This window comes from Millisia brevis NBRC 105863 (genome assembly GCF_001552615.1).
Classification (GTDB): domain Bacteria; phylum Actinomycetota; class Actinomycetes; order Mycobacteriales; family Mycobacteriaceae; genus Millisia; species Millisia brevis.
In genome coordinates this window covers 54,802-74,383 of the sequence record NZ_BCRN01000002.1, presented here as the reverse complement: position 1 = coordinate 74,383, position 19,582 = coordinate 54,802, and the positions used below count along the sequence as shown (strand labels likewise).

Sequence of the window (19,582 nt, the reverse complement as noted above, 5' to 3'; positions counted from 1 at the left end):
CATAAGGCTAGCCGACGACAATCCTGTTGCCCAAATCGGTCCGGTGGTAGGAAAGGGCTGTGACCGCACCTGCCGACTCTCCCCGCCCGACCACAGCGACCGACGAGGTCGTCGATCTGGTGTCGACGTTGATCCGATTCGACACCAGCAACACCGGTGACCTGCGCACCACCAAGGGTGAGGCCGAGTGTGCGCAGTGGGTGATCGAGCGGCTGGAGGAGGTCGGCTACGAGACCGAGTACGTCGAATCCGGGGCGCCCGGTCGCGGCAACGTCTTCGCCCGACTGAAGGGCGCCGACCCGACGCGCGGCGCGCTGATGATCCACGGCCATCTCGACGTCGTGCCGGCGGAGGCCTCCGATTGGAGCGTGCACCCCTTCTCCGGGGCGGTCGAGGATGGCTACGTCTGGGGCCGCGGCGCGGTCGACATGAAGGACATGGTCGGCATGACACTGGCGATAGCCCGCCAGTTCAAGTCGACCAATACGCTGCCGCCGCGGGATCTGGTGTTCGCTTTCCTCGCGGACGAGGAGAACGGCGGCAAATGGGGTTCGCAGTGGCTCGCCAAGCACCGCCCGGACCTGTTCGCCGGGGTGACGGAGGCGATCGGTGAGGTCGGTGGCTACTCGTTCACGGTGCCGACCGCCGACGGGGGCAGCCGCCGCCTCTACGCCATCGAAACCGCGGAGAAGAGCCTCGGCTGGATGAAGCTGACCGCCACGGGTCGCGCCGGCCACGGCTCGTTCATCCACGACGACAACGCGGTCACTCATCTGGCGGCTGCTGTCGCCCGGATCGGTGCGCACAAATTCCCGCTGGTGCAGACCGATACGGTCACCGAACTGCTCGCGATCCTGTCGGAGGAGACCGGGCTCGAGTTCGACGCGACCAGCGACGAGGCGATCGAGGCCCTCGCCAAGATCGGCGGCATCGCCCGCGCTCTCGGTGCGACGCTGCACGACACCGCCAACCCGACGATGCTGTCGGCCGGCTACAAGGCGAACGTGATCCCGCAGACCGCGGAAGCCGTGGTCGACTGCCGCATCCTGCCCGGCCGCCGCGAGGAATTCGACCGCACGATCGACGAGTTGATCGGACCGCACGTCACCCGCGAGTGGATCACCGACCTGCGTTCGGTGGAGACCTCCTTCGACGGGCCGCTGGTCGAGGCGATGAACGCCGCCGTGCTCAAGCACGACCCGGGTGCCCGCATCGTGCCCTACATGCTGTCGGCCGGGACCGACGCGAAGGCCTTTGCGGGCCTGGGCATCCGGTGCTTCGGGTTCGCCCCGCTCAAGCTGCCGGACGACCTCGACTTCACCGCCCTCTTCCATGGCATCGACGAGCGGGTGCCGGTCGACGCTCTGCTCTTCGGCACGCGGGTGCTGGAAGACTTCCTGCTGGCCAGCTGATCGATCCCGAGATACACCACCCCGAAAGGACTCCCATGTCGCGCGACCCCTACGCCGACCTTCCGAAGCTGCCCACCTTCGAGGTGACCTCCGCCGACGTCGCACCCGGCGGTGCCCTGGCGAACGCCCAGGTCAGCGGCATCTTCGGCGCCGGCGGCGAGGACATTTCGCCGCAGCTGTCGTGGTCGGGCTTCCCGGCCGAGACCAAGAGCTTCGCCGTCACCGTCTACGACCCCGACGCCCCGACCGCCGCCGGCTTCTGGCATTGGGCGGTCTTCGACATCCCGGTGATCACCACCGAACTGGCCGCCGACGCCGGCGACGGCACCGGCAAGGGACTGCCCGCCGAGGCGATCACCCTGCGCAACGACGGCGGTCAGGCCCGCTACATCGGCGCCGCCCCGCCCGCCGGTCACGGCCCGCACCACTACTGGATCGCCGTACACGCCGTCGACGTCGAGAGCCTCGGCATCGGCGACGAGGGCTCGCCGGCCTTCCTCGGATTCAACCTGTTCTCGCATGCCATCGCCCGCGCGACCCTGACGGGCACCTACGAACAGAGCTGAGACGAGACGGGCCCTACACGGTGATCCCGTACGACTTGAGCTTGCGGTAGAGGCTCGACCGCGCCATCCCGAGGTGCGCCGACGCGGCCACCCGGTTGCCGTCGTGCTCGCGTAGCGCCTCGACGATCGTGTCCCGCTCGGCCGCCTCCAGTGGCGTCAGCACGTGCCGCGCGGTGGTCTGGCAGTAGCCGGGCAGGTCGGCCGCCTGGATCTCGCCCACCGGCCGGCGGCGCAGGGCGTGTTCGAGCGCCTCGCGCAGTTGGGCGACATTGCGCGGCCAGGAATACCGGGCGACCACGCGTACGGCCTCCGGGCTCAGGCGTACCCGTCGCTCGGGTGCGATGTCGTGCAGCAGGGTTGCGGTGATCCCGGCCAGGTCGTCGGTGCGGTGCCGCAGACCGGGCACGGCGACGGCGACCTCGAAGTGGGCCAGCAACGGGTGGAACGGCAGGTCGGAGTCGAGCGAGGTGTCCGACAGGGTCGCGACGCACCAGGCCGGTCCTTCGAGATCGCCGACCGCGGCGAAGAAGCGGTCGAGTCGATCCACCCCGTCGGTCGAGGCCTGGTCGAGATTGCGCACGATGTACAGGCATTCGCCGGTTGGGCTGCCCAGCAGGGCGCTCAGATCCTCGCCGGGGCCGTCCGAGGTCACCTGGGCGGCGTCGATCGAGATGCTGCGCCCGGCCGGGTAGCACTCGTGGAAGGTCTCCGCCACCAAAGTGAACTTGCCCGCGCCGGTCTCGCCGTGCAGCAATGTCGGGCGGCGTTCGAGCATCGCTGCGCGCAGGTCGTCGCAGGCCCGCGTCCACGGTGGTGACCCGCCGCCCGTGATCGGGCGGCGCGCGCGACCCAGATCGCCCGCGATCGCCGAGGTCTCCCGGGTCGCGACGGCGATCGCCGGCAGTACCTGCTCGGTGAAGTGCCCGCCGCCCGCGCAGTGCGTGACCAGGTCGGCGATCACCACCGTTCCGGCGACCTCGCATCCGGCGACGATCCGGGTGCCGCGCACCGCGACGCGGCGACCGTCCGGGAGGGTGATCGTGTCGCTGGCCTGTTCGCGCCGGGTGGTCAGAAAGTCGGCGTGTTCGCGCAGCGTCTGCTGTTCGGCGGGGGAGAAGAGCGTCTGTGCGGCGGAGTTGGCCATGAAGATCGAGTCGCCGAAGGCGAAGACCGCCTGGCGCGAGGCGCGCGCGTCGGCTCGCAGGTAGGTGTCGAAGACCGCCTGCTGGCTCTGGCTGCGGTCCATCAGCAGGTTGCGGCTGATGTCCTTGGCCGCGCTCTTGACCAGGGTGTGCAGGATCGGGCTCCACGACTGGCTGAGCGTGGAGATGTCGAGAACGCCCAGCACCCGGCCGGTGATCGGGTCGAGGATCGGTGCACCGGTGCAGGCGAAGGCCTGCAGGTTCTCCGCGAAGTGCTCCGGTCCGACCACGCTGACGGGCTGCCCGGCCGCGAAGACGGTGCCGATGCCGTTGGTGCCCATCTGGGCCTCGGAGAAGTTGTAGCCGGGCGCGAGGTCGACACGGTCGAGCAGGCGCCCGACCGCGGCGGAGTTGTCGATCCGCTGCAGGACCCGCGCGCGGTCATCGCTCAGCGCGATCACCAGGGGCAGGTCGGTGGTATCGGTACCGAGTTGGCGCAGCACGGGATCGGAACATCGGGCCAGCAGGCCGCTCTCCGTCTGGGCGAAGTCGCTCTGCGGCCGAGTGCTGTCGACCCCGGCCGCCTGGCTGCGCTCCCAAGAGGCGGCGAGGACATCGGAGACCCCCGCCGCTCCCGGTCGGCCCGATTCCAGGAAGTCGGCCCGCGCAGCGGCGGCTCGCAGTAGACGGTTCGCGTTTTCCGGCACGGCGCCTCCTCATCGTTGATGACGTCCGTCGCATTCCATTTTGTACGTGACTCAGGACACATCCAACGGATGGACTGTCCGGTCTTGGGACATCTCGGCCTCCCCGGACACCGAGCAAAGTGCTCTGTATCACATCCAGCGCCTGCCCGGACGGGCATCACAGCCCCGTCGGGCGCCTTCAGTGGAACCCAAGGAGACCCGGATGGACACCCTGATCAATATCGACAACGGGGGAACCCTCACCGATATCTGTGTCTGGGACGGCACCGATTTCACCTTCACCAAGACCCTGACCACCCCGCACGATTTGTCCGAATGCCTCTTCGCCGGTATCGAGAAGGTCTCGGCGGCGCTCTACGGTCAGGCCGACATCGAACGGATCCTGCACGCCACCAAGCACATCCGCTACTCGACCACGCAGGGCACCAATGCTCTGGTCGAGCGGCGCGGCCCGGCGATCGGCCTGCTGACCACGATGCCCGAGTTGGCGACCGCCATGCGTAAGTCCGAGTCCGAACAGCAGCTCTTCGACGCACTGGTCGGCGAGCGGGTGGCCACGCTCGGGCTCGACGGCGACGACCCGGAGGCGGTCGACTTCGAGGTCGTCCAGCAGGTCAACCGGCTGACCACCCTCGGCGCGGCGCGCGTCGTGGTCGCCGGGCGCAGCCGCCTCGAGGAGCAGCACCTGCGCAAGGTGCTCCTGCGGAAGTTCCCGCGGCATCTGCTCGGCTCGATCCCGCTGATCTACAGCTGGGAGCTCGCCGGAGACCGCACCGACGCCCGTCGCGCCTGGTCCTGCGTACTGAATTCCTTCCTCCACCCGACGATGGAACGATTCCTCTACGGAGCGGAGCGGCGGCTCAAGGAGTACAAGGTCACCAATCCGCTGCTGGTCTACCGCAACGACGGCGCCTCCTCCCGGGTCGCCAAGTCGGTCGCGCTCAAGACCTACTCGTCCGGACCCCGCGGCGGCCTCGAGGGCACCGCGGCGTTGGCGCGCGCCTACGGGCTCGCCCACACGGTGATGATGGACATCGGCGGCACCACCACCGACGTCGGAGTTGTTGTCGAGGACACGGTCTCGGTCGACGAGCGCGGCACGATCAAGGGCGTCCCGATCTCGTACCCGATGAGCAATGTGCACTCCACGGGCGTCGGCGGCTCCTCGGTGATCGCGGTGACCGACGGCGAGATCACCGTCGGACCCGAATCGGTCGGCGCCGCACCGGGACCCGCCTGCTTCGGCTTCGGCGGCAAGCGCGCGACGATTACCGACGTCAACCTGCTGCTCGGGGTCCTCGACGCGAATACCTATCTGGGCGGTACGTTCACCCTCGACGCCGCGCGGGCCGAGGCGGTCATCCGGTCGAGTGTCGCCGAACCGCTGGGCATCTCGCTGGAGGAGGCGCTGATCCGGATGGAGGCGGCGTTCTTCGCCGCGGTCGCGGACTCCTTCTCCGACAAGGTGGTTCCGGGCACCACGCTGGCGGCCTTCGGCGGTGCCGGGCCGATGAGCGCGGCCGGGGCGGCGCGACCCGCGGGGGTCGACCGGGTGCTGATTCCGAGGTCGGCGGCGGTCTTCTCCGCGCTCGGCATCTCCTTCTCCGACGTGGGCAAGACCTACGAGGTCGGCATCGACGAGCCGACGACCGCGGCGGCCGAGACCACCTACCGTGACCTGCTCGCCCGCGCGGAACGCGACATGTTCCAGGAGGGCTACGCACTCGCCGATTGCCGCACCGCGTGGGAGCTGGTGGTCGAAGGGGTCGACGGCACCATCGTCAGCCGGATTCCCTATGCCCCCGGCGACACGGCGGACCACCCCGGCGAGCAGACCGGCCTGCGGCTGACCGTCGGTGCGGCGCTGTCCCAGCCGGTGCTCACCCCGGACCGCGACATCCCCGGGACGCCCGCCCCGGCCGCCGGCACCCGCCGGGTGCGCTCGGCCGCCGACCGGGTGGACGACGTTCCGGTGCACGTGCTCGACGCGCTCGAACCCGGCGCCGCCGGCAGCGGGCCCGCGATCGTCGAGGGCCCCTTCTTCACCGCCCGAGTGCTGCCGGGGTGGGACTTTCGGGTGACCTCCGCCGGTGACCTGATCCTCACCGACACCCCCTGATCCTCCCGCTCCACCGATTCAGTACTCCCGCACAACCGATTTCACCCGACCACCGACGACTCGAGGAGAGCGACGATGCGCGTTCCCATGACCGAATATCTGGTCATCGACCTGGAAACCGAACGCTGGACCTGCCGCGTCTGCGAGCAGGACATGGGTTCGGCCCACGAGAACTACAAGCCCGGAACGCTGGTCTACGACCGCGATCCGCGCGAGATCCACCAGCCGATCATCGATCCCGAACGCTACGAGTACACCTTCAGCCCCGACCCCGGCTACTGCCGCATCCTCGAGTACTACTGCCCGGGATGCGGCACCCAGATCGAGGTCGAGTACCTGCCGCCGGGCCATCCGCCGGCCGTCGACATGCTGATCGACATCCCCGCGCTGCGCGCCCAATGGGAGGCCCGCGGCCTCGACGCCGAAAAGGTGCACAACTACGGCCCCGGCGAGGACGCCCAGAAGTACACCGCCGCCCTCAAGGCCGCCGGCCACATCCGTTGATCGCCCGAGAACAGGAGACACACACCATGAAACGCATCTCGGTCGACATCGGTGGGACGTTCACCGACTGCTTCTTCGTCTGGGACGACCAGTACATCGACGCCAAGGCCCTCACGACACATCACAACCTGGCGCTCGGCTTCAACGAGGCGCTCGACCTGGCCTGCAAGCGATCCGGACTCGACCGCGCGACCGTCCTGTCCGAGGTCGACTCGGTCCGCTACGCGACCACGCTGGGCACCAATGCGCTGATCGAACGCAAGGGACCGCGGGTGGCGGCGATCGTCACCCACGGCTTCGAGGACACGATCCCGCTCTCCCGCGGCCGCGGCTACGGCGAGGGCCTCGACTACACGATGCAGCAGAACCTGCCCGCCGCCGAGCGGCCGGTCCCGCTGGTGCCGCGCTCGCTGATCCGATCGGTCAAGGAGCGGATCAACTCGGCCGGCAAGGTCGTCGCCGCCCTCGACCCGGAGGACGTGCGGTCGGTGGTCCGCCAGCTGGTCGACGCCGGCGCGGAGGCGATCGTCGTCTCGCTGGTCAACGCCACCGAGAACCCCGACCACGAGCTGGCGATCCAGGAGATCATCCTCGACGAATTCCCGCCGCACGAGTTGGGCGCGATCCCGGTCCTGCTGGGCCACCAGGTCTCCGGCCGCAAGGGGGAGTACGTGCGGGCCACCTCGACCATCGTCGACGGCTTCCTGCACGAGATCATGTTCCACGCCCTCGCCCAGCTGTCGAACAACCTGCGCGACTTCGGCTACGACAAGCCGATGCTGGTGATCCACAACTCCGGCGGTATGGCGCAGATGAATTCGACCGATGCCCTGCAGACCATCCACTCCGGCCCGATCGCCGGCGTGGGCGCCGCCGAGCACCTGTCCAGCGAAACCGGTCTGGGCCACGTCATCTCGACCGACATGGGCGGCACCTCCTTCGACATCGGCCTGGTGCCCGAGGGCGGCGTCAAGCACTACGACTTCCTGCCGACGATCGACCGCTGGCTGGTGTCGGTGCCGATGGTCCACCTGGACACCCTCGGCGCGGGCGGCGGATCGATCGCCTCCTACGACCGCATCCACAATGCGATCAAGATCGGCCCGGAGTCGGCCGGCTCGAATCCCGGCCCGGCCTGCTACGACCGCGGCGGTCTGCGTCCGACGGTCACCGACGCCGACCTGCTGCTCGGCTACCTCGACCCCGACAACTACGCCAACGGGTACATCGCGCTCAACCGCAAGCGTGCGGTGTTCGCGGTCGAGGAGAACCTCTGCGACCACCTCGACATGGACGTCATCGACGTCGCGCGGGTGATCAAGGACAGCGTCGACGAGCAGATGGCGATCGGCATCGGCAAGGAACTGCGGGTGCGCGGCTACCTGCCCGAGGACTTCACCATGCTCGCCTACGGGGGCAATGGACCGCTGCACGCCTGTGGTATCGCCCGGCACGCAGGCATCAAGCGGGTGCTCGCCCCGCCGTTCGCGTCGGTCTTCTCCGCCTGCGGCGCCGGCAATATGAAGCAGCTGCACTTCCACGAGCGCGGCGTGCACGTGACGATGTACAACGCCACCAACCGCAAGCTCTACGACGACTACGACGCGTTCAACAAGGTCGTCTTCGAACTCGAGCAGCGCGGTATCGAGGATCTGGTCCGCCAGGGCTTCGAGGCGCAGCACGTCAAGCATCGGCTCGAACTCGACATGCGATACGGCAATCAGCTGCTCACGCAGGCGGTCGCGCTGACCGACATCAACCGCATCGACGGGGTCGGCGACGTCCTGGAGATCATCAAGACCTTCGGCGACGTCTACAGCCACCGGTTCGGCGCCTCGTCCGCCGCACCGGAGGCCGGCATCCGGGTCAGCACGATTCGGGTCGCGTCCTATGTCGACGGCGACGTGGTCAACTTCGAGTCCCTCGAGGCCGGCGGCAAGCGCACCACACCGCTCCCGTTGGGACAGCGCCGCGCGTACTTCATCGGCCACGACGCGGCCGTCGACACCCCGGTCTACGACCAGAGCGCCCTGACCGCGACCAGCGTCATCCCCGGTCCGGCGATCGTCACCACGGAGACCACCACCTTCCTCGTCGAGCCGGGCTGGCGCCTGGAACCGACGCAGCAGGGCGCCGTGTGGTTCCTGCAGGACTGACCCGACCTCCGCAGCAACGACTTTCGAAGGACCCATCATGACCACATTCGAACCACATCCGACCGCGCCCGCGCTCACCCCACAGGAGCAGGAGTGGGTCGACGCCTTCATGGACGAGACCACCCTCTTCCTCGGCCCGGACCGCGAGATCATGCGCAGCCATTCGATCTCCGAGCGCAGCGATCACGAGGAGCTGGCGATCGCCGCCGGCGTCGACCGCATGGAGGTCGAGCGCATCCGCAAGCGCATCGCCGGCGCCCTCGACGAGGGCTACGAGATGTGTGAGGCCCAGGGCGCCGCGCCCGGCGCGAAGTGGGGCGACCTGACCACCGCGATCTACACCGCCTCCGGCGACGTGTCCTACCTGTCGTGCCACGGCGTTATCGCGTTCAGCGCGATTCTGCACCACCCGATTCGGTACATCATGAAGTACTGGAAGGACGAGCCGACCGTCGGCGTCCACGAGGGTGACGGCTTCATCCACAACGACGCCCGCTACGGCAACGTGCACAACACCGACCAGTCGATGATCATGCCGATCATGCGCGAGGGGCAGATCGTCGCCTGGGTGGCCGCGACCATCCACGAGGGCGAGAACGGCGCCTGCGAGCCCGGCGGAATGCCGTCGGGTTCGGAGACCCCCTTCGACGACGGCCTGCGGATGAGCCCGTTCAAGATCGTCGAACGCGGTGAGCTGCGCCGCGATCTGCTGACCTTCCTGCAGCATTCGGTGCGCGACCCCAAGCTGCAGCTGGCCGACCTGAAGGTCAAGATCACCGCGGTCCGCAAGATCATGGAACGCGTCGACGCCGTCATCGACGAGGTCGGGGTGGACACGTTTGTCGCCGCCCTGCGCACCACCGTCGAGGACGTCGATGTCGAGGTGCGCCGCCGGATCGCCGAATTGCCGGACGGCACCTACCGATTCGATCAGTTCATGGACTCCACCCTCAAGGAGAACATCCTGATCAAGATCGCCTGCAAGATCACCGTGAAGGGCGACCACATGACGGTCGACCTGCGCGGTACCGGTCCGGAGATCCTCAACCGGGCGATCAACTCGCCGCTCTGCTCGGTGAAATCGATGATGATGCAGGCGATCCTGGCGTTCTGGTGGCCCGATCTGCCGCGCTGCACCTCGGCGATGAGCTGCATCGAGATCATCTCCGACGAGGGCACCTGGGCGGACGCCTCCTACGACGCGCCGATGGGCCAGTCGCTGCAGGCCTCCTTCCGCGGCTTCTCGGCGATGCAGGCGCTCTACAGCCGGATGTCGTTCTCGATGCCGCACAAGTACTCCAACGTCGTCGCGAACTGGTTCAACCAGATCAACACCTTCCTGTGGGGCGGCGAGACCCAACACGGCGACATGGTCGGCAACCTGTGCGCCGACCTCAACGGCATGCCCGGCGGCGCGAAGCCCTTCCTCGACGGCGAGGACGCGATCTCCCCGCTGTTCTGCGCGATGGCCGATACCGCCGAGCAGGAGGTCATGGAGGAGGAGGTCCCCTTCATGCAGCTGGTCGCCAAGCGCCTGGTCCGCGACAATATGGGCTTCGGCAAGTTCACCGGCGGCATGGGCTACGAGATGATCGTCGCCGCGGAGGGCACCCCGCAGTGGGGATTCATGACGGTGACCTCGGGGGCGAAGTTCTCCTCGGTCTACGGCATGTACGGCGGCTACGGCTGCGGCACCTATCCGCTGTCGATGGTCAAGGGCACCAACGTCTACGAGCACTTCCGGCAGGACAACAAGAAGTTCGACCTGTCGATCGAGAAGATCATGAACGAGCGACCCTTCCCGGACGGCCGCTACTCGACCTACCACATGGGCCTGCAATTCGACCTGGCCAAGGACGGCGAGCTGTACATGATCAGCCAGGGCGCCGGCGGCGGCTACGGCGATCCGCTCGAGCGGCAGCCCGAATCGGTGGTGAAGGACGCCGAATTGGGGCGCATCAGCCAAAAGGTCGCGGAGACCATCTTCGCGGTGCACTACGACCCGGAGACCTTCCGCCTCGATGCCGCGGCCACCGAGCAGGCCCGTGCCGACGCCCGCAAGGCACGTCTGCAGCGGGGCAAGCCGTTCGCCCAGTTCTGCGAGGAGTTCGTGAAGCCGGAGCCGCCGAAGGACCTGGCGTTCTACGGATCCTGGGGCGATACCGAGGAATTGACGGCGACGGTCTACACGATCGACGGGCCGGAGCGGGTGACCGCGCCGCTGTCCGAGTTGCCGATCATCATGGTGCCGGATCGCCGTGAGGTGAAGATCGCCGCGCTCGAAAAGCGCCTCGCCGAGCTGGAATCCACCTACGGCATCACGGTCGACCGCCGCTCCTGACCCCTCCGCCCGGTTGATCCGCCGGCCCGGCTCGCGATCCGAGCCGGGCCGGCGGACCCGGATGTCCCCTCCCCGCGTCGAAAGGGTCCTCCCGTGACCACCTCACTGTCCGCGCTGCTCGAAGCGGCGCCGAGCGGCCGGCCCCGCCCGCTGCTGCTCGACCACGGCGACTACGCCACCGCCGTCATCCGTCAGGGCCAACCGGTGCCCTGGCACGACCTCGCCGCCCTCACCGGCCACCAGGGGCAGGTGCACGCCCTGCTCGACCCCGACGCGACCTGGCTCGATGTCGGCGCCTTCTACGCCGCCCACCTCGACGCGCATCCCGACCTGGTCGACGCGATGGGGGAGCGCACCCGCACCGGCTACGCCCTGCGCACCCTGCTCGCCGACCAGGACGCGATCGACGCGCTGGTCCGCACCGGGCGCACCCTCGCGCAGGCCGCGCACCGGCCCCTGGTGGTCCGACTGCCCGCGCCGGGCCGCTGGCTCGTCCGCGCGCACGCGGTCGCCGGTACCCCGTTGACCGAGGTCGACGCCGATCGGGCCGACACTGCGTCGCTGTACATCGCCGAATGGTTGGGCAAGCTGGGCGACCTGGCGGTCGGCCTGGTGCTGCTCGACGCCCGCGCCGGGGCCGGCGATCCCGACGACATGCCCGTCGAGGTGCCCGGCGACTACTCCGCGCTGCGCAATATCGTCGGACACTTCGAATGGTCGCTCGCCCTGCGCGACGACACCGGCGTCCAGGTACCGGACGGAGTGGAACCGATCGGCGTTCTGCCGGAATCGTTCTGGCTGTCCGAGGTGGCCGACGAGTCCGTGGTCCCGGAAGGCGTCGCTGTGCTAGCGACCATTCCGGCCGACGCACGACCCGAGGTGGTCCTCGATCGGCTGGCCCTGCTGGGCTCCGGAGGGCGGTGACCGTGGACAAGACGGTAGCCACCGCGGCGGAAGCGGTGACCGTGGTCGAACCGGGAATGACGATCGCCTCCGGCGGCTTCGGCCTCTGCGGCATCCCGTCGGTCCTGCTCGCCGCGCTCGCCGACCGCGGCGCCGACGACCTGACCGTCATCTCCAACAACTGCGGCGTCGAGGACATCGGCAACTCGTTGTTGTTGCAGAACGGGCAGATCCGTCGGCTGATCGCCTCCTACGTCGGGGAGAACAAAGAACTCGAACGGCAGTATCTGACCGGTGAGGTCGAGATCGTGCTGACCCCGCAGGGCACGCTGGCCGAACAGTTGCGGGCCGGCGGCGCCGGGGTCGCGGCGTTCTACACCCGCACCGGCGTCGGCACGGTCGTCGCCGACGGCGGCCTGCCGATCCGCCACGGCCCGCTCGGCGAGGTGGTGCTGACCTCGGACCCCAAGCCGACCGCCACCTTCGACTGGGACGGCGGCCCGACGACCTTCGTCCTCGAGCGGGCGCTGCGCGCCGATGTCTCCCTCGTCCGGGCGTGGAAGGGGGACCGCCACGGAAACCTGGTCTTCCGCAAGGCCGCCCGCAACTTCAACCCGCTCTGCGCCATGGCCGGCGGCTACACGATCGCCGAGGTCGAGCACCTGGTCGAACCTGGGGAGATCGACCCCGACCAGGTCCACCTGCCGGGCATCCACGTGCAATGTGTACTCCCGCTGACCGCGCAGCAGGCGGCCGACAAGCACATCGAACGGCGCACGGTGCGACCGCGCACCCCGACCGGACAGGAGGCGTGACGGCGATGGCCTGGACGCGTGCACAGATGGCCGCCCGCGCGGCGACGGAACTGCGCGACGGCGACTACGTCAACCTCGGCATCGGGCTGCCGACCCTGGTACCCGGCCAGGTACCCGACGGTGTCGAGATCGTCCTGCAATCCGAGAACGGCATCCTCGGGCTCGGCCCCGCGCCGTGGGACGGCGACGAGGACCCGGACCTGATCAACGCCGGGAAGGAGACGGTGACCACCGCGGTCGGAGCGAGCTTCTTCGACTCCGCCGACAGCTTCGCGATGATCCGCGGCGGCAAGGTGGCCGCGGCGATCCTCGGCGGCATGCAGGTCAACGTCCGCGGCGACCTGAGCAACTGGGTGGTGCCGGGCAAGCTGGTCAAAGGGATGGGCGGGGCGATGGACCTCGTCCACGGGGCGGGCACCGTCATCGTGCTGATGGAGCACGTCTCCAAGGACGGCTCCCCGAAGCTGCTCGACGACAACACCCTGCCGCTGACCGGTGCGGGGGTGGTCGACCGGGTGATCACCGACCTGGGGGTGCTCGACATCGACCGCGACGGCGGCGCCTTCGTGCTGCGCGAACTCGCGCCGGGGGTGGACGTGGCGGACGTCGTCGCGGCCACCGGCGCGCCGGTACGCGACGGGCGCACCGACCGGCCCACCTGACCCGGCCCGCCACAGGGACTCCCGAAAAGGGACCGCCGCGACAATAGTTGTCGCGGCGGTCCCGTTTACCGGTGGTGTGGAGCCGAGCCGAACCGTCGTAGGGTCAGGAACCGGCGCCCACCGTCTGCGGGGTCTCGACCACATCCGGGACGGGCTCGGTGGAGGGCACCTCGGCGCCGGGGCCGAAGTGCGCGAACCGCTCGATGTGGTGATCGAGCGCCAGCGGGCTCGGCGTGCCGTAGGTGAAGTAGGTCTCCCACGGAAGCTTCGCGCCGCCGATCGCCAGGCCGGTGTCGATATCCGACATCTGCCAGGTCTGGGTTTCCGCGGCCGGGTCGAGGTGCAGGTAGCCGGCCTCGCCGAAGAGCTCGATGCGGTTGCCGCCGGGCTCGAAGACGTAGAGGAACTGGCCCTGGGTGATCCCGTGCCGGTCCGGCCCCGCCTCGATCTGAATGTCGTACTCGCGGAACATCTCCGCGGCGTCGACATTGTGCTGGCCGGTGCCGTAGTAGAAGGCCAGGTGGTGCAGCTTCCCGCGCCCGCCGGTCATATCCCGCATGCAGGCGACCTCGTGGCCGAGGATATTCGAGCTCATCCACGCGCCGATCTCCACCTCACCGTCGACGACCCGCTCGGTGGTGCGGAAGCCGAGGTGCCGCTCGAAGGACTCCTTGACCGCCGTGACGTCCGAGGCCATCAGGTTGAGGTGGTCGATGCGCTTGACCGGGATGCCCTGCAGCGGCTTCTTCGAGGCGCGCGTGACGATCTTGCTCTCCAACTCCGGCGGGGCGACGTACTTCTCGGCCTCCCACAGCAGCGACAGGTTGTGGCCGTCCGGGCTGCGGTATTCGAAGGTCTTGCCGTAGCCGAACTGGTCCTCCGACCAGGTGCCGTCGATGTTCGCATCGATCAGCGACTTCGCCCGCCGCTCGAGCGCGTCGGCGGAGCTGGTCCGCAGGGCGGCATGCCCCATGCCCGCTGTCGGCGATTCGGTGACCTTCAGGCTCCACTGGTACGGGTCCTCGTAGGCGCGCAGATAGACCGACTGGCCCTCGCGCTTGGTGATGTACATCCCGAGGAAGCGGGTGAAGAAGTCCACGGTCTCGTCCGGCTTGGGGCTGAACAGTTCGACCCGCGCCAAGTGTGCGATCTCGTGGCGGGCGGGGTTGTCGCTCATGGGTTCTCCCTGTCGTGATGTGTGCTGGTGACTCGGTCGGGCTCGTTGACTCGAGAATGGCCCGGGTTGTGACGGCGGTCACCGGTGTTCGGGATAGCCGAACACCGGGGGCGCTTTCGAGTCGCCGATTCGGGCAGTCCGTCGATCCCCGCACGGGGAGCCGGTGTCTTCCTACCGTCGAACACAACGCCCCCGGGTGCGGGCCCGCGGGCCCACCACCCGGACAGCCCAGTGGAGGAGACGAGATGAGTCGATTGACGGCCGCGATCGTCGGTTCCGGAAATATCGGTACCGACCTGATGTACAAGCTGCTGCGCTCGCAGCACGTCGAACCGCGGTACATGGTGGGCATCGACCCGGCCAGCGAGGGCATCGCCCGCGCTCGGACCGAGGGGCTCGAAGCCTCCGCCGGCGGTGTGGACTGGTTGTTGGAACGCGACGAGCTGCCCGACCTGGTCTTCGAGGCGACATCGGCCAAGGTGCACGCCGCGGCGGCGCCCCGCTACGCGGCGGCCGGGATCACCGCGATCGACCTGACCCCGGCCTCGGTCGGCCCCTATGTGGTGCCGGCGGTCAACCTGACCGAGCACCTCGGCGCTCCGAACGTCAACATGGTCAGCTGCGCCGGCCAGGCGACGATCCCGATCCTGCGCGCGATCAACTCCGCCGGCGACGCCACCTACGGCGAGATCATCGCCGCGCTGGCCTCCAAGAGCGCCGGACCCGGTACCCGACAGAACCTCTCGGAGTTCAGCGAGAAGACCGCCCGGGCGCTCTCGAAGGTCGCCGGGGTGGAGCAGACCAAGGCGATCGCGGTCATCAACCCGGCCGAGCCGCCGATGAATATGCGCGACACCGTCTACGCGAAGGTCCGCAACCCCGATGCCGCGGCGATCGAACGCGCCGTGATCGACATGGTCGCCGAGGTCCAGAAGTACGTCCCCGGATACGGCCTGCGGCTGGTCGACGTCGAGGGCGACCTGGTGACCGTCATGGTCGAGGTCGTCGGCGCCGGCGATTTCCTGCCCACCTACGCGGGCAACCTCGACATCATCACCGCGGCCGCCGTTCGGGTGGCCGACGTTGTGGCGCAGCAGAATCTGATGACAGGAGCCTCCCGGTGAGCACCGTTACCACCCCCTCGAACGGCGTCGCCCCGTCGGCCCGTCCCCGCGTGACCCTGGTCGATACGACGCTGCGGGACGGCATGTCGAGCGTCAAGCATCAGTTCACCACCGAGAACGTCGCCGCGATCGCGGCCGGTCTCGACCGCGCCGGCATCCCGACGATCGAGGTCGCCCACGGCATCGGTATCGGCGCCTCGTCGATCCAGTACGGTTTCGCCGCGGCCACCGACCCGGAGTACGTGCGGGCGGCGGTCGACGCGGTCGACAACGCCGACATCGCGGTGCTCTACGTACCGGGGATCGCGACGCTCACCGAGCTGGGCAAGGCGATCGACGCGGGCATCCGCACGGTGCGGGTCGCGGTGCACTGCACCGAGGCCGACTGCGCCCAGCAGCCGGTGGAATGGGCCAAGGAGCAGGGCCTGACGGTGATGACCTTTCTGATGATGAGCCACAAGCTCGAACCGGAACCGCTCGCGGAGCAGGCCGCGAAGCTCGACTCCTATGGCGCGGACGTCATCTACGTCGTCGACTCCGCCGGCGCGATGGTGCCGGCGCAGGCCGGGGCGCGGGTGGCCGCGCTGCGGTCGGCGATCGGCGCCGATATCGGGTTCCACGCGCACAACAACCTCGGTGTCGGTGTCGCGAACGCGTTGTCCGCCGCCGAGCAGGGTGCGACCTTCATCGACGGCTCGCTGCGCGGACTGGGCGCCAGCGCCGGCAACGCGCAGACCGAGGTGCTCGCCGCGGCCTTCGAGCGGGCCGGCTGGGATACCGGTACCGACCTGTTCCCGCTGATCGACACCGCCGAGCATGTGGTGGCGCCGTTGATGACCGAGCCGCAGATCGTCGACGAGACCGCGCTGGTCCTCGGCTACGCCGGCGTGTACTCCACCTTCTTCCACCCGACCAAGCGGGCGGCGAAGAAGTTCGGGATCTCGACTCGCGAGATCCTGCTGGAGCTCGGCCGACGCGGGGTGATCGGCGGCCAGGAGGACATGATCATCGACGTCGCCTCCGAGCTCGCCGGCCGCACCTACGAGACCCCGGCGATCGCCGCGGTCTGAGCGCACCCACGACCACACCCTTCACCACGACCCGGGACGGAATCGACCCCATGGCTGGAACAGAACTGGCAGGAGCACCCGCGGCGGACACAGCGCCGACCGAGGTCAAGCATCTGATCGGCGATCAATGGAGGTCCGCCTCCGACGGTGCGAGCTTCGAATCCCGCGATCCGCACGACGGCTCGCTGCTGGCGAATGTCGCCCGCGGCAGCGCCGCCGACGGGGAGGCGGCGATCGCGGTGGCCCGCGATACCTTCGACTCCGGGGACTGGTCGGACCTGTCGCCGAAGCAGCGGGCGGTGATCCTGCACCGGGTGGCCGATGCGGTCGACGCTCACCGCGAGGAACTCGCCGAGCTGGAGACCCGCGACGGCGGCAAGACGATCACCCAGTCGCTGCACGCCGAGATCCCGCGGGTGGCGCACAATTTCCGCTTCTTCGCCGACTACGTGGCGATGGCGGCCAACGAGGCCTACCCGGACGGCGACCTGCTGTCCTATGTGCTCTACCCGCCCGCCGGGGTGGTCTCGGCGATCAGCCCGTGGAACGCGCCGCTGATGCTGGCGACGTGGAAGATCGCCCCGGCGTTGGCCTTCGGCAATACCGTGGTGCTCAAGCCGGCGCCGCAGACCCCGCTGACCGCCCACCGGTTCGCCGAATTGGCGCTCGAGGCGGGGCTGCCGCCGGGGGTGCTCAACGTCGTGCACGGCTTCGGCGGCGACGAGGTCGCCGGACCGTTGACCTCCGATCCGCGGGTCGACCGGATCACCTTCACCGGTTCGAGCGTCACCGGGGTCAAGATCCTGCAAGCGGCGGCGGTCAACCACACGCCGGTCTCGGCGGAGATGGGCGGCAAGTCGGCGAATATCGTCTTCGCCGACGCCGATCTCGATGTCGCGGTGCCCAAGTCGATCCGGGCGATCTTCGGTGGCAACGGCCAGGTCTGCCTCTCCGGGACCCGGCTGCTGGTGCAGAACTCGATCCGCGAGGAGTTCCTGGAGCGATTTGTCGCCGAGGCCGCCGCGCTGACCGTCGGTGATCCCAAGGACCCGACCACCTTCATGGGCCCGCTGATCGAACAGCAGCACCTCGAAAAGGTGCACGGCTATGTGGAATTGGCGCAGGAGGAGGGCGGCAAGGTCCTCGTCGGCGGCGAGCGGCTGCGCGATCCGGCCCGGGCGGGCGGTTTCTACTACCCGCCGACGGTCATCACCGGCCTGACCAATCAGGCGCGGGCGGCCCGCGAGGAGATCTTCGGACCGGTCGAGACGGTGCTCGGCTTCGACACCGAGGAGGAGGCGCTGCGCATCGCCAACGACTCGCCGTACGGCCTGGCCGGGATGCTGTTCACCCAGAACCTCGACCGGGCGCACCGGATGGCCGCCAAGTGGCGGGCGGGCACGGTGTGGATCAACACCTTCTTCGAGCGGGACCTGCGACTGCCCTTCGGTGGTGAGGGCATCAGCGGTCTCGGCCGCGAGGGTGGCCAGTACTCGCGGGACTTCTTCACCGAGCCGCGGGCGGTCACCCTGCGGCTGGGACGCTGAGCGTCGTGACCGACCCCGCAACCGCGCCGGCCCCGCTGCCGGCGCGGTTGTGCGTCGTGGTCGGGGCCACCGGGGCGATGGGGTCGGTGATCACCGAACGTCTGGTCGCCCGCGGCCTGCGGGTGGTGGCGGTCGGTCGTGACGCCGACGCCCTCGAGAAGCTGGTGCAGGGCAGGACCGAGTCGATCGTCGCCTGCCCCGCCGATATCGCGGACGACGAGGCGATCGAGACGATACGGGCGGCGGTGGACGAGCCGGTGCTGTTGGCGCTCTTCGCCGCCGGGCTGCCGGTGCGCGGATCGGCGGACACCATCGAACCGGGATTGTTGGGGACGGCGGCAAATATCAAGGTGGCCGGGCCGGTTCGGCTGCTGCGCGCGGTGCGGGAGCACCTGGTGGACGGATCGCGGTTCGTCGCGATCGCCGGTTCGCTCGGGCTCGAACCGGGGCCCCTGGACGCCGGGCCGGGCACTGCCAACGCCGCGCTGCTCAATCTGATGCACCAGATCTCCGCGCTGTACGGGCCGAAGGGGGTCGCCGCGATCACGGTGGCGCCCGGTCCGATCGATACCCCGCGGCTGCGGGAGTTCGCCCGGGTGCAGTCCGCGGAGACCGGCACGCCGATCGAGCAGATCTGGAAGGGATTCGTCGACAAGACCAGCCTCGGCCGCCTGCCCACCCTGCCCGAGATCGCCTGGCTGATCGAGACATTGCTCGCCCCGGAGGCGGCGATCCTGCACGGCGGCGTCATCAACGCCGATACCGGCACCCGGCATGCCGTGCACTGACCCGAAAGGACAACCCCGTGCCCGTCGCCCAGTTCCACCTGCCGAGCGCGGCCTTCGACCCGGAGCGGCGGCGTGAACTGCTGGTCCGGGCGAGCGCCGGATACGCCCGCATCCTCGACTCGCCGATCGAACGCGTCCGGGTCCTGTTGGTCGACTACCCGCCCGCGGACATCGCCGTGGGCGGGGTGGTCGGGTCCGAGCCCGGACCGGAGACGGCCGCCCCGTACTTCACCGCCGTCGTGCTCGCCGGTCGGCCCGCACAGCAACGAGCGGAACTGTTGGGGCACTTCACCGATCTGCTGGTCGAGATCCTCGGGGTGGACCGCTCCGGGGTGCGCGGTCGGATCATCGAGGTCGAGCCGGACAACTGGGGGATCGCCGGTACGCCGGCGGCGCGGGTGCGCTCCGAGGAGATTGCCCGCCGCGCCGTGAAAAACGCTCCGGCTCAACTTGGCAGGTAGTCCATCAGCTTTCACCACTCTTCATTGGTGGCTTTGGACCAGGTGTTGCCTCATGAAGGAGCTGCGGTTTCGGTGTGCCGAGGTACTG

The 19,582-nt window shown here is 69.0% G+C and carries 16 protein-coding genes; 14 read left to right on the top strand and 2 right to left on the bottom strand.

Annotation, left to right across the window (positions count from 1 at the left end; genetic code table 11):
* Positions 1-59: 59 nt before the first annotated feature.
* Positions 60-1,412 (top strand): M20/M25/M40 family metallo-hydrolase, encoded by a 1,353-nt coding sequence (locus tag MB1_RS03125; protein ID WP_066903618.1) that lies wholly within the window; start codon positions 60-62, stop codon positions 1,410-1,412.
* A 35-nt stretch (positions 1,413-1,447) separates the two neighbouring features.
* The gene (locus MB1_RS03120; RefSeq protein WP_066903616.1) at positions 1,448-1,978 is read left to right on the top strand and encodes a YbhB/YbcL family Raf kinase inhibitor-like protein; all 531 of its coding nucleotides are present in this window, start codon (positions 1,448-1,450) and stop codon (positions 1,976-1,978) included.
* Positions 1,979-1,991: 13 nt separating this feature from the next.
* On the opposite strand, the gene MB1_RS03115 is transcribed toward MB1_RS03120, so the two are convergent.
* Positions 1,992-3,827 carry a sigma-54-dependent Fis family transcriptional regulator gene (locus MB1_RS03115; RefSeq protein WP_066903614.1) on the bottom strand — a complete coding sequence of 612 codons (1,836 nt, stop codon included), beginning with the start codon at positions 3,825-3,827 and terminating at the stop codon, positions 1,992-1,994.
* A 202-nt stretch (positions 3,828-4,029) separates the two neighbouring features.
* On the opposite strand from MB1_RS03115, the gene MB1_RS03110 reads away from it, so the two are divergent.
* The 7 genes from MB1_RS03110 (at position 4,030) to MB1_RS03080 (ending at position 13,327) form a co-directional block, all read left to right on the top strand.
* Positions 4,030-5,946 (top strand): hydantoinase/oxoprolinase family protein, encoded by a 1,917-nt coding sequence (locus MB1_RS03110; RefSeq protein WP_066904141.1) that lies wholly within the window; start codon positions 4,030-4,032, stop codon positions 5,944-5,946.
* A 75-nt stretch (positions 5,947-6,021) separates the two neighbouring features.
* On the top strand, positions 6,022-6,450 hold the full coding sequence (locus tag MB1_RS03105) for an acetone carboxylase subunit gamma (protein WP_066903612.1): 429 nt from the start codon (positions 6,022-6,024) through the stop codon (positions 6,448-6,450).
* Positions 6,451-6,476: 26 nt separating this feature from the next.
* Positions 6,477-8,606 (top strand): hydantoinase/oxoprolinase family protein, encoded by a 2,130-nt coding sequence (locus MB1_RS03100; RefSeq protein WP_066903610.1) that lies wholly within the window; start codon positions 6,477-6,479, stop codon positions 8,604-8,606.
* Between the two features lie 37 nt (positions 8,607-8,643).
* Complete coding sequence (locus MB1_RS03095) at positions 8,644-10,947, top strand: hydantoinase B/oxoprolinase family protein (RefSeq protein ID WP_066903607.1); 2,304 nt, start codon at positions 8,644-8,646, stop codon at positions 10,945-10,947.
* 93 nt (positions 10,948-11,040) lie between these two features.
* Complete coding sequence (locus tag MB1_RS03090; RefSeq protein WP_066903605.1) at positions 11,041-11,871, top strand: hypothetical protein; 831 nt, start codon at positions 11,041-11,043, stop codon at positions 11,869-11,871.
* A 2-nt stretch (positions 11,872-11,873) separates the two neighbouring features.
* Positions 11,874-12,665 (top strand): CoA transferase subunit A, encoded by a 792-nt coding sequence (locus MB1_RS03085; protein ID WP_066904139.1) that lies wholly within the window; start codon positions 11,874-11,876, stop codon positions 12,663-12,665.
* Positions 12,666-12,670: 5 nt separating this feature from the next.
* A complete protein-coding gene (locus MB1_RS03080) occupies positions 12,671-13,327 on the top strand; it encodes a 3-oxoacid CoA-transferase subunit B (RefSeq protein ID WP_066903603.1) in 657 nt (218 codons plus the stop codon).
* Positions 13,328-13,430: 103 nt separating this feature from the next.
* Here the strand turns inward: MB1_RS03080 and MB1_RS03075 are convergent, their stop codons facing one another.
* Positions 13,431-14,504, bottom strand: coding sequence for a VOC family protein (locus MB1_RS03075; protein ID WP_066903601.1), 1,074 nt, complete (start codon positions 14,502-14,504; stop codon positions 13,431-13,433).
* 245 nt (positions 14,505-14,749) lie between these two features.
* Between MB1_RS03075 and MB1_RS03070 the strand changes: the two genes are divergently transcribed.
* Genes MB1_RS03070 through MB1_RS03050 form a run of 5 tightly spaced genes read left to right on the top strand, consistent with a single transcriptional unit; the run spans position 14,750 to position 19,494 of the window.
* Positions 14,750-15,628: an acetaldehyde dehydrogenase (acetylating) gene (locus MB1_RS03070; protein WP_066903599.1), complete on the top strand. Its 879-nt coding sequence runs from the start codon at positions 14,750-14,752 to the stop codon at positions 15,626-15,628.
* Entirely contained in the window at positions 15,625-16,698 is a 1,074-nt protein-coding gene (gene dmpG, locus MB1_RS03065; protein WP_066903597.1) for a 4-hydroxy-2-oxovalerate aldolase, read from the top strand. Before MB1_RS03070 ends, dmpG begins: the two co-directional genes overlap by 4 nt.
* A gap of 50 nt (positions 16,699-16,748) precedes the next feature.
* Positions 16,749-18,245, top strand: a complete 1,497-nt coding sequence (locus tag MB1_RS03060; RefSeq protein WP_066903595.1) for an aldehyde dehydrogenase — start codon at positions 16,749-16,751, stop codon at positions 18,243-18,245.
* A 5-nt stretch (positions 18,246-18,250) separates the two neighbouring features.
* Positions 18,251-19,033, top strand: a complete 783-nt coding sequence (locus MB1_RS03055; protein WP_281189742.1) for an SDR family NAD(P)-dependent oxidoreductase — start codon at positions 18,251-18,253, stop codon at positions 19,031-19,033.
* 17 nt (positions 19,034-19,050) lie between these two features.
* Positions 19,051-19,494 (top strand): tautomerase family protein, encoded by a 444-nt coding sequence (locus MB1_RS03050; protein WP_066903593.1) that lies wholly within the window; start codon positions 19,051-19,053, stop codon positions 19,492-19,494.
* Positions 19,495-19,582: the final 88 nt, after the last annotated feature.

Bases quoted from the DNA above. Each gene is read 5' to 3' on its own strand.
- MB1_RS03120 (WP_066903616.1), top strand. From the start codon at position 1,448: ATGTCGCGCGACCCCTACGCCGACCTTCCGAAGCTGCCCACCTTCGAG.
- MB1_RS03110 (WP_066904141.1), top strand. From the start codon at position 4,030: ATGGACACCCTGATCAATATCGACAACGGGGGAACCCTCACCGATATC.
- MB1_RS03105 (WP_066903612.1), top strand. From the start codon at position 6,022: ATGCGCGTTCCCATGACCGAATATCTGGTCATCGACCTGGAAACCGAA.
- MB1_RS03100 (WP_066903610.1), top strand. From the start codon at position 6,477: ATGAAACGCATCTCGGTCGACATCGGTGGGACGTTCACCGACTGCTTC.
- MB1_RS03095 (WP_066903607.1), top strand. From the start codon at position 8,644: ATGACCACATTCGAACCACATCCGACCGCGCCCGCGCTCACCCCACAG.
- MB1_RS03080 (WP_066903603.1), top strand. From the start codon at position 12,671: ATGGCCTGGACGCGTGCACAGATGGCCGCCCGCGCGGCGACGGAACTG.
- MB1_RS03075 (WP_066903601.1), bottom strand. From the start codon at position 14,504: ATGAGCGACAACCCCGCCCGCCACGAGATCGCACACTTGGCGCGGGTC.
- MB1_RS03070 (WP_066903599.1), top strand. From the start codon at position 14,750: ATGAGTCGATTGACGGCCGCGATCGTCGGTTCCGGAAATATCGGTACC.
- MB1_RS03060 (WP_066903595.1), top strand. From the start codon at position 16,749: ATGGCTGGAACAGAACTGGCAGGAGCACCCGCGGCGGACACAGCGCCG.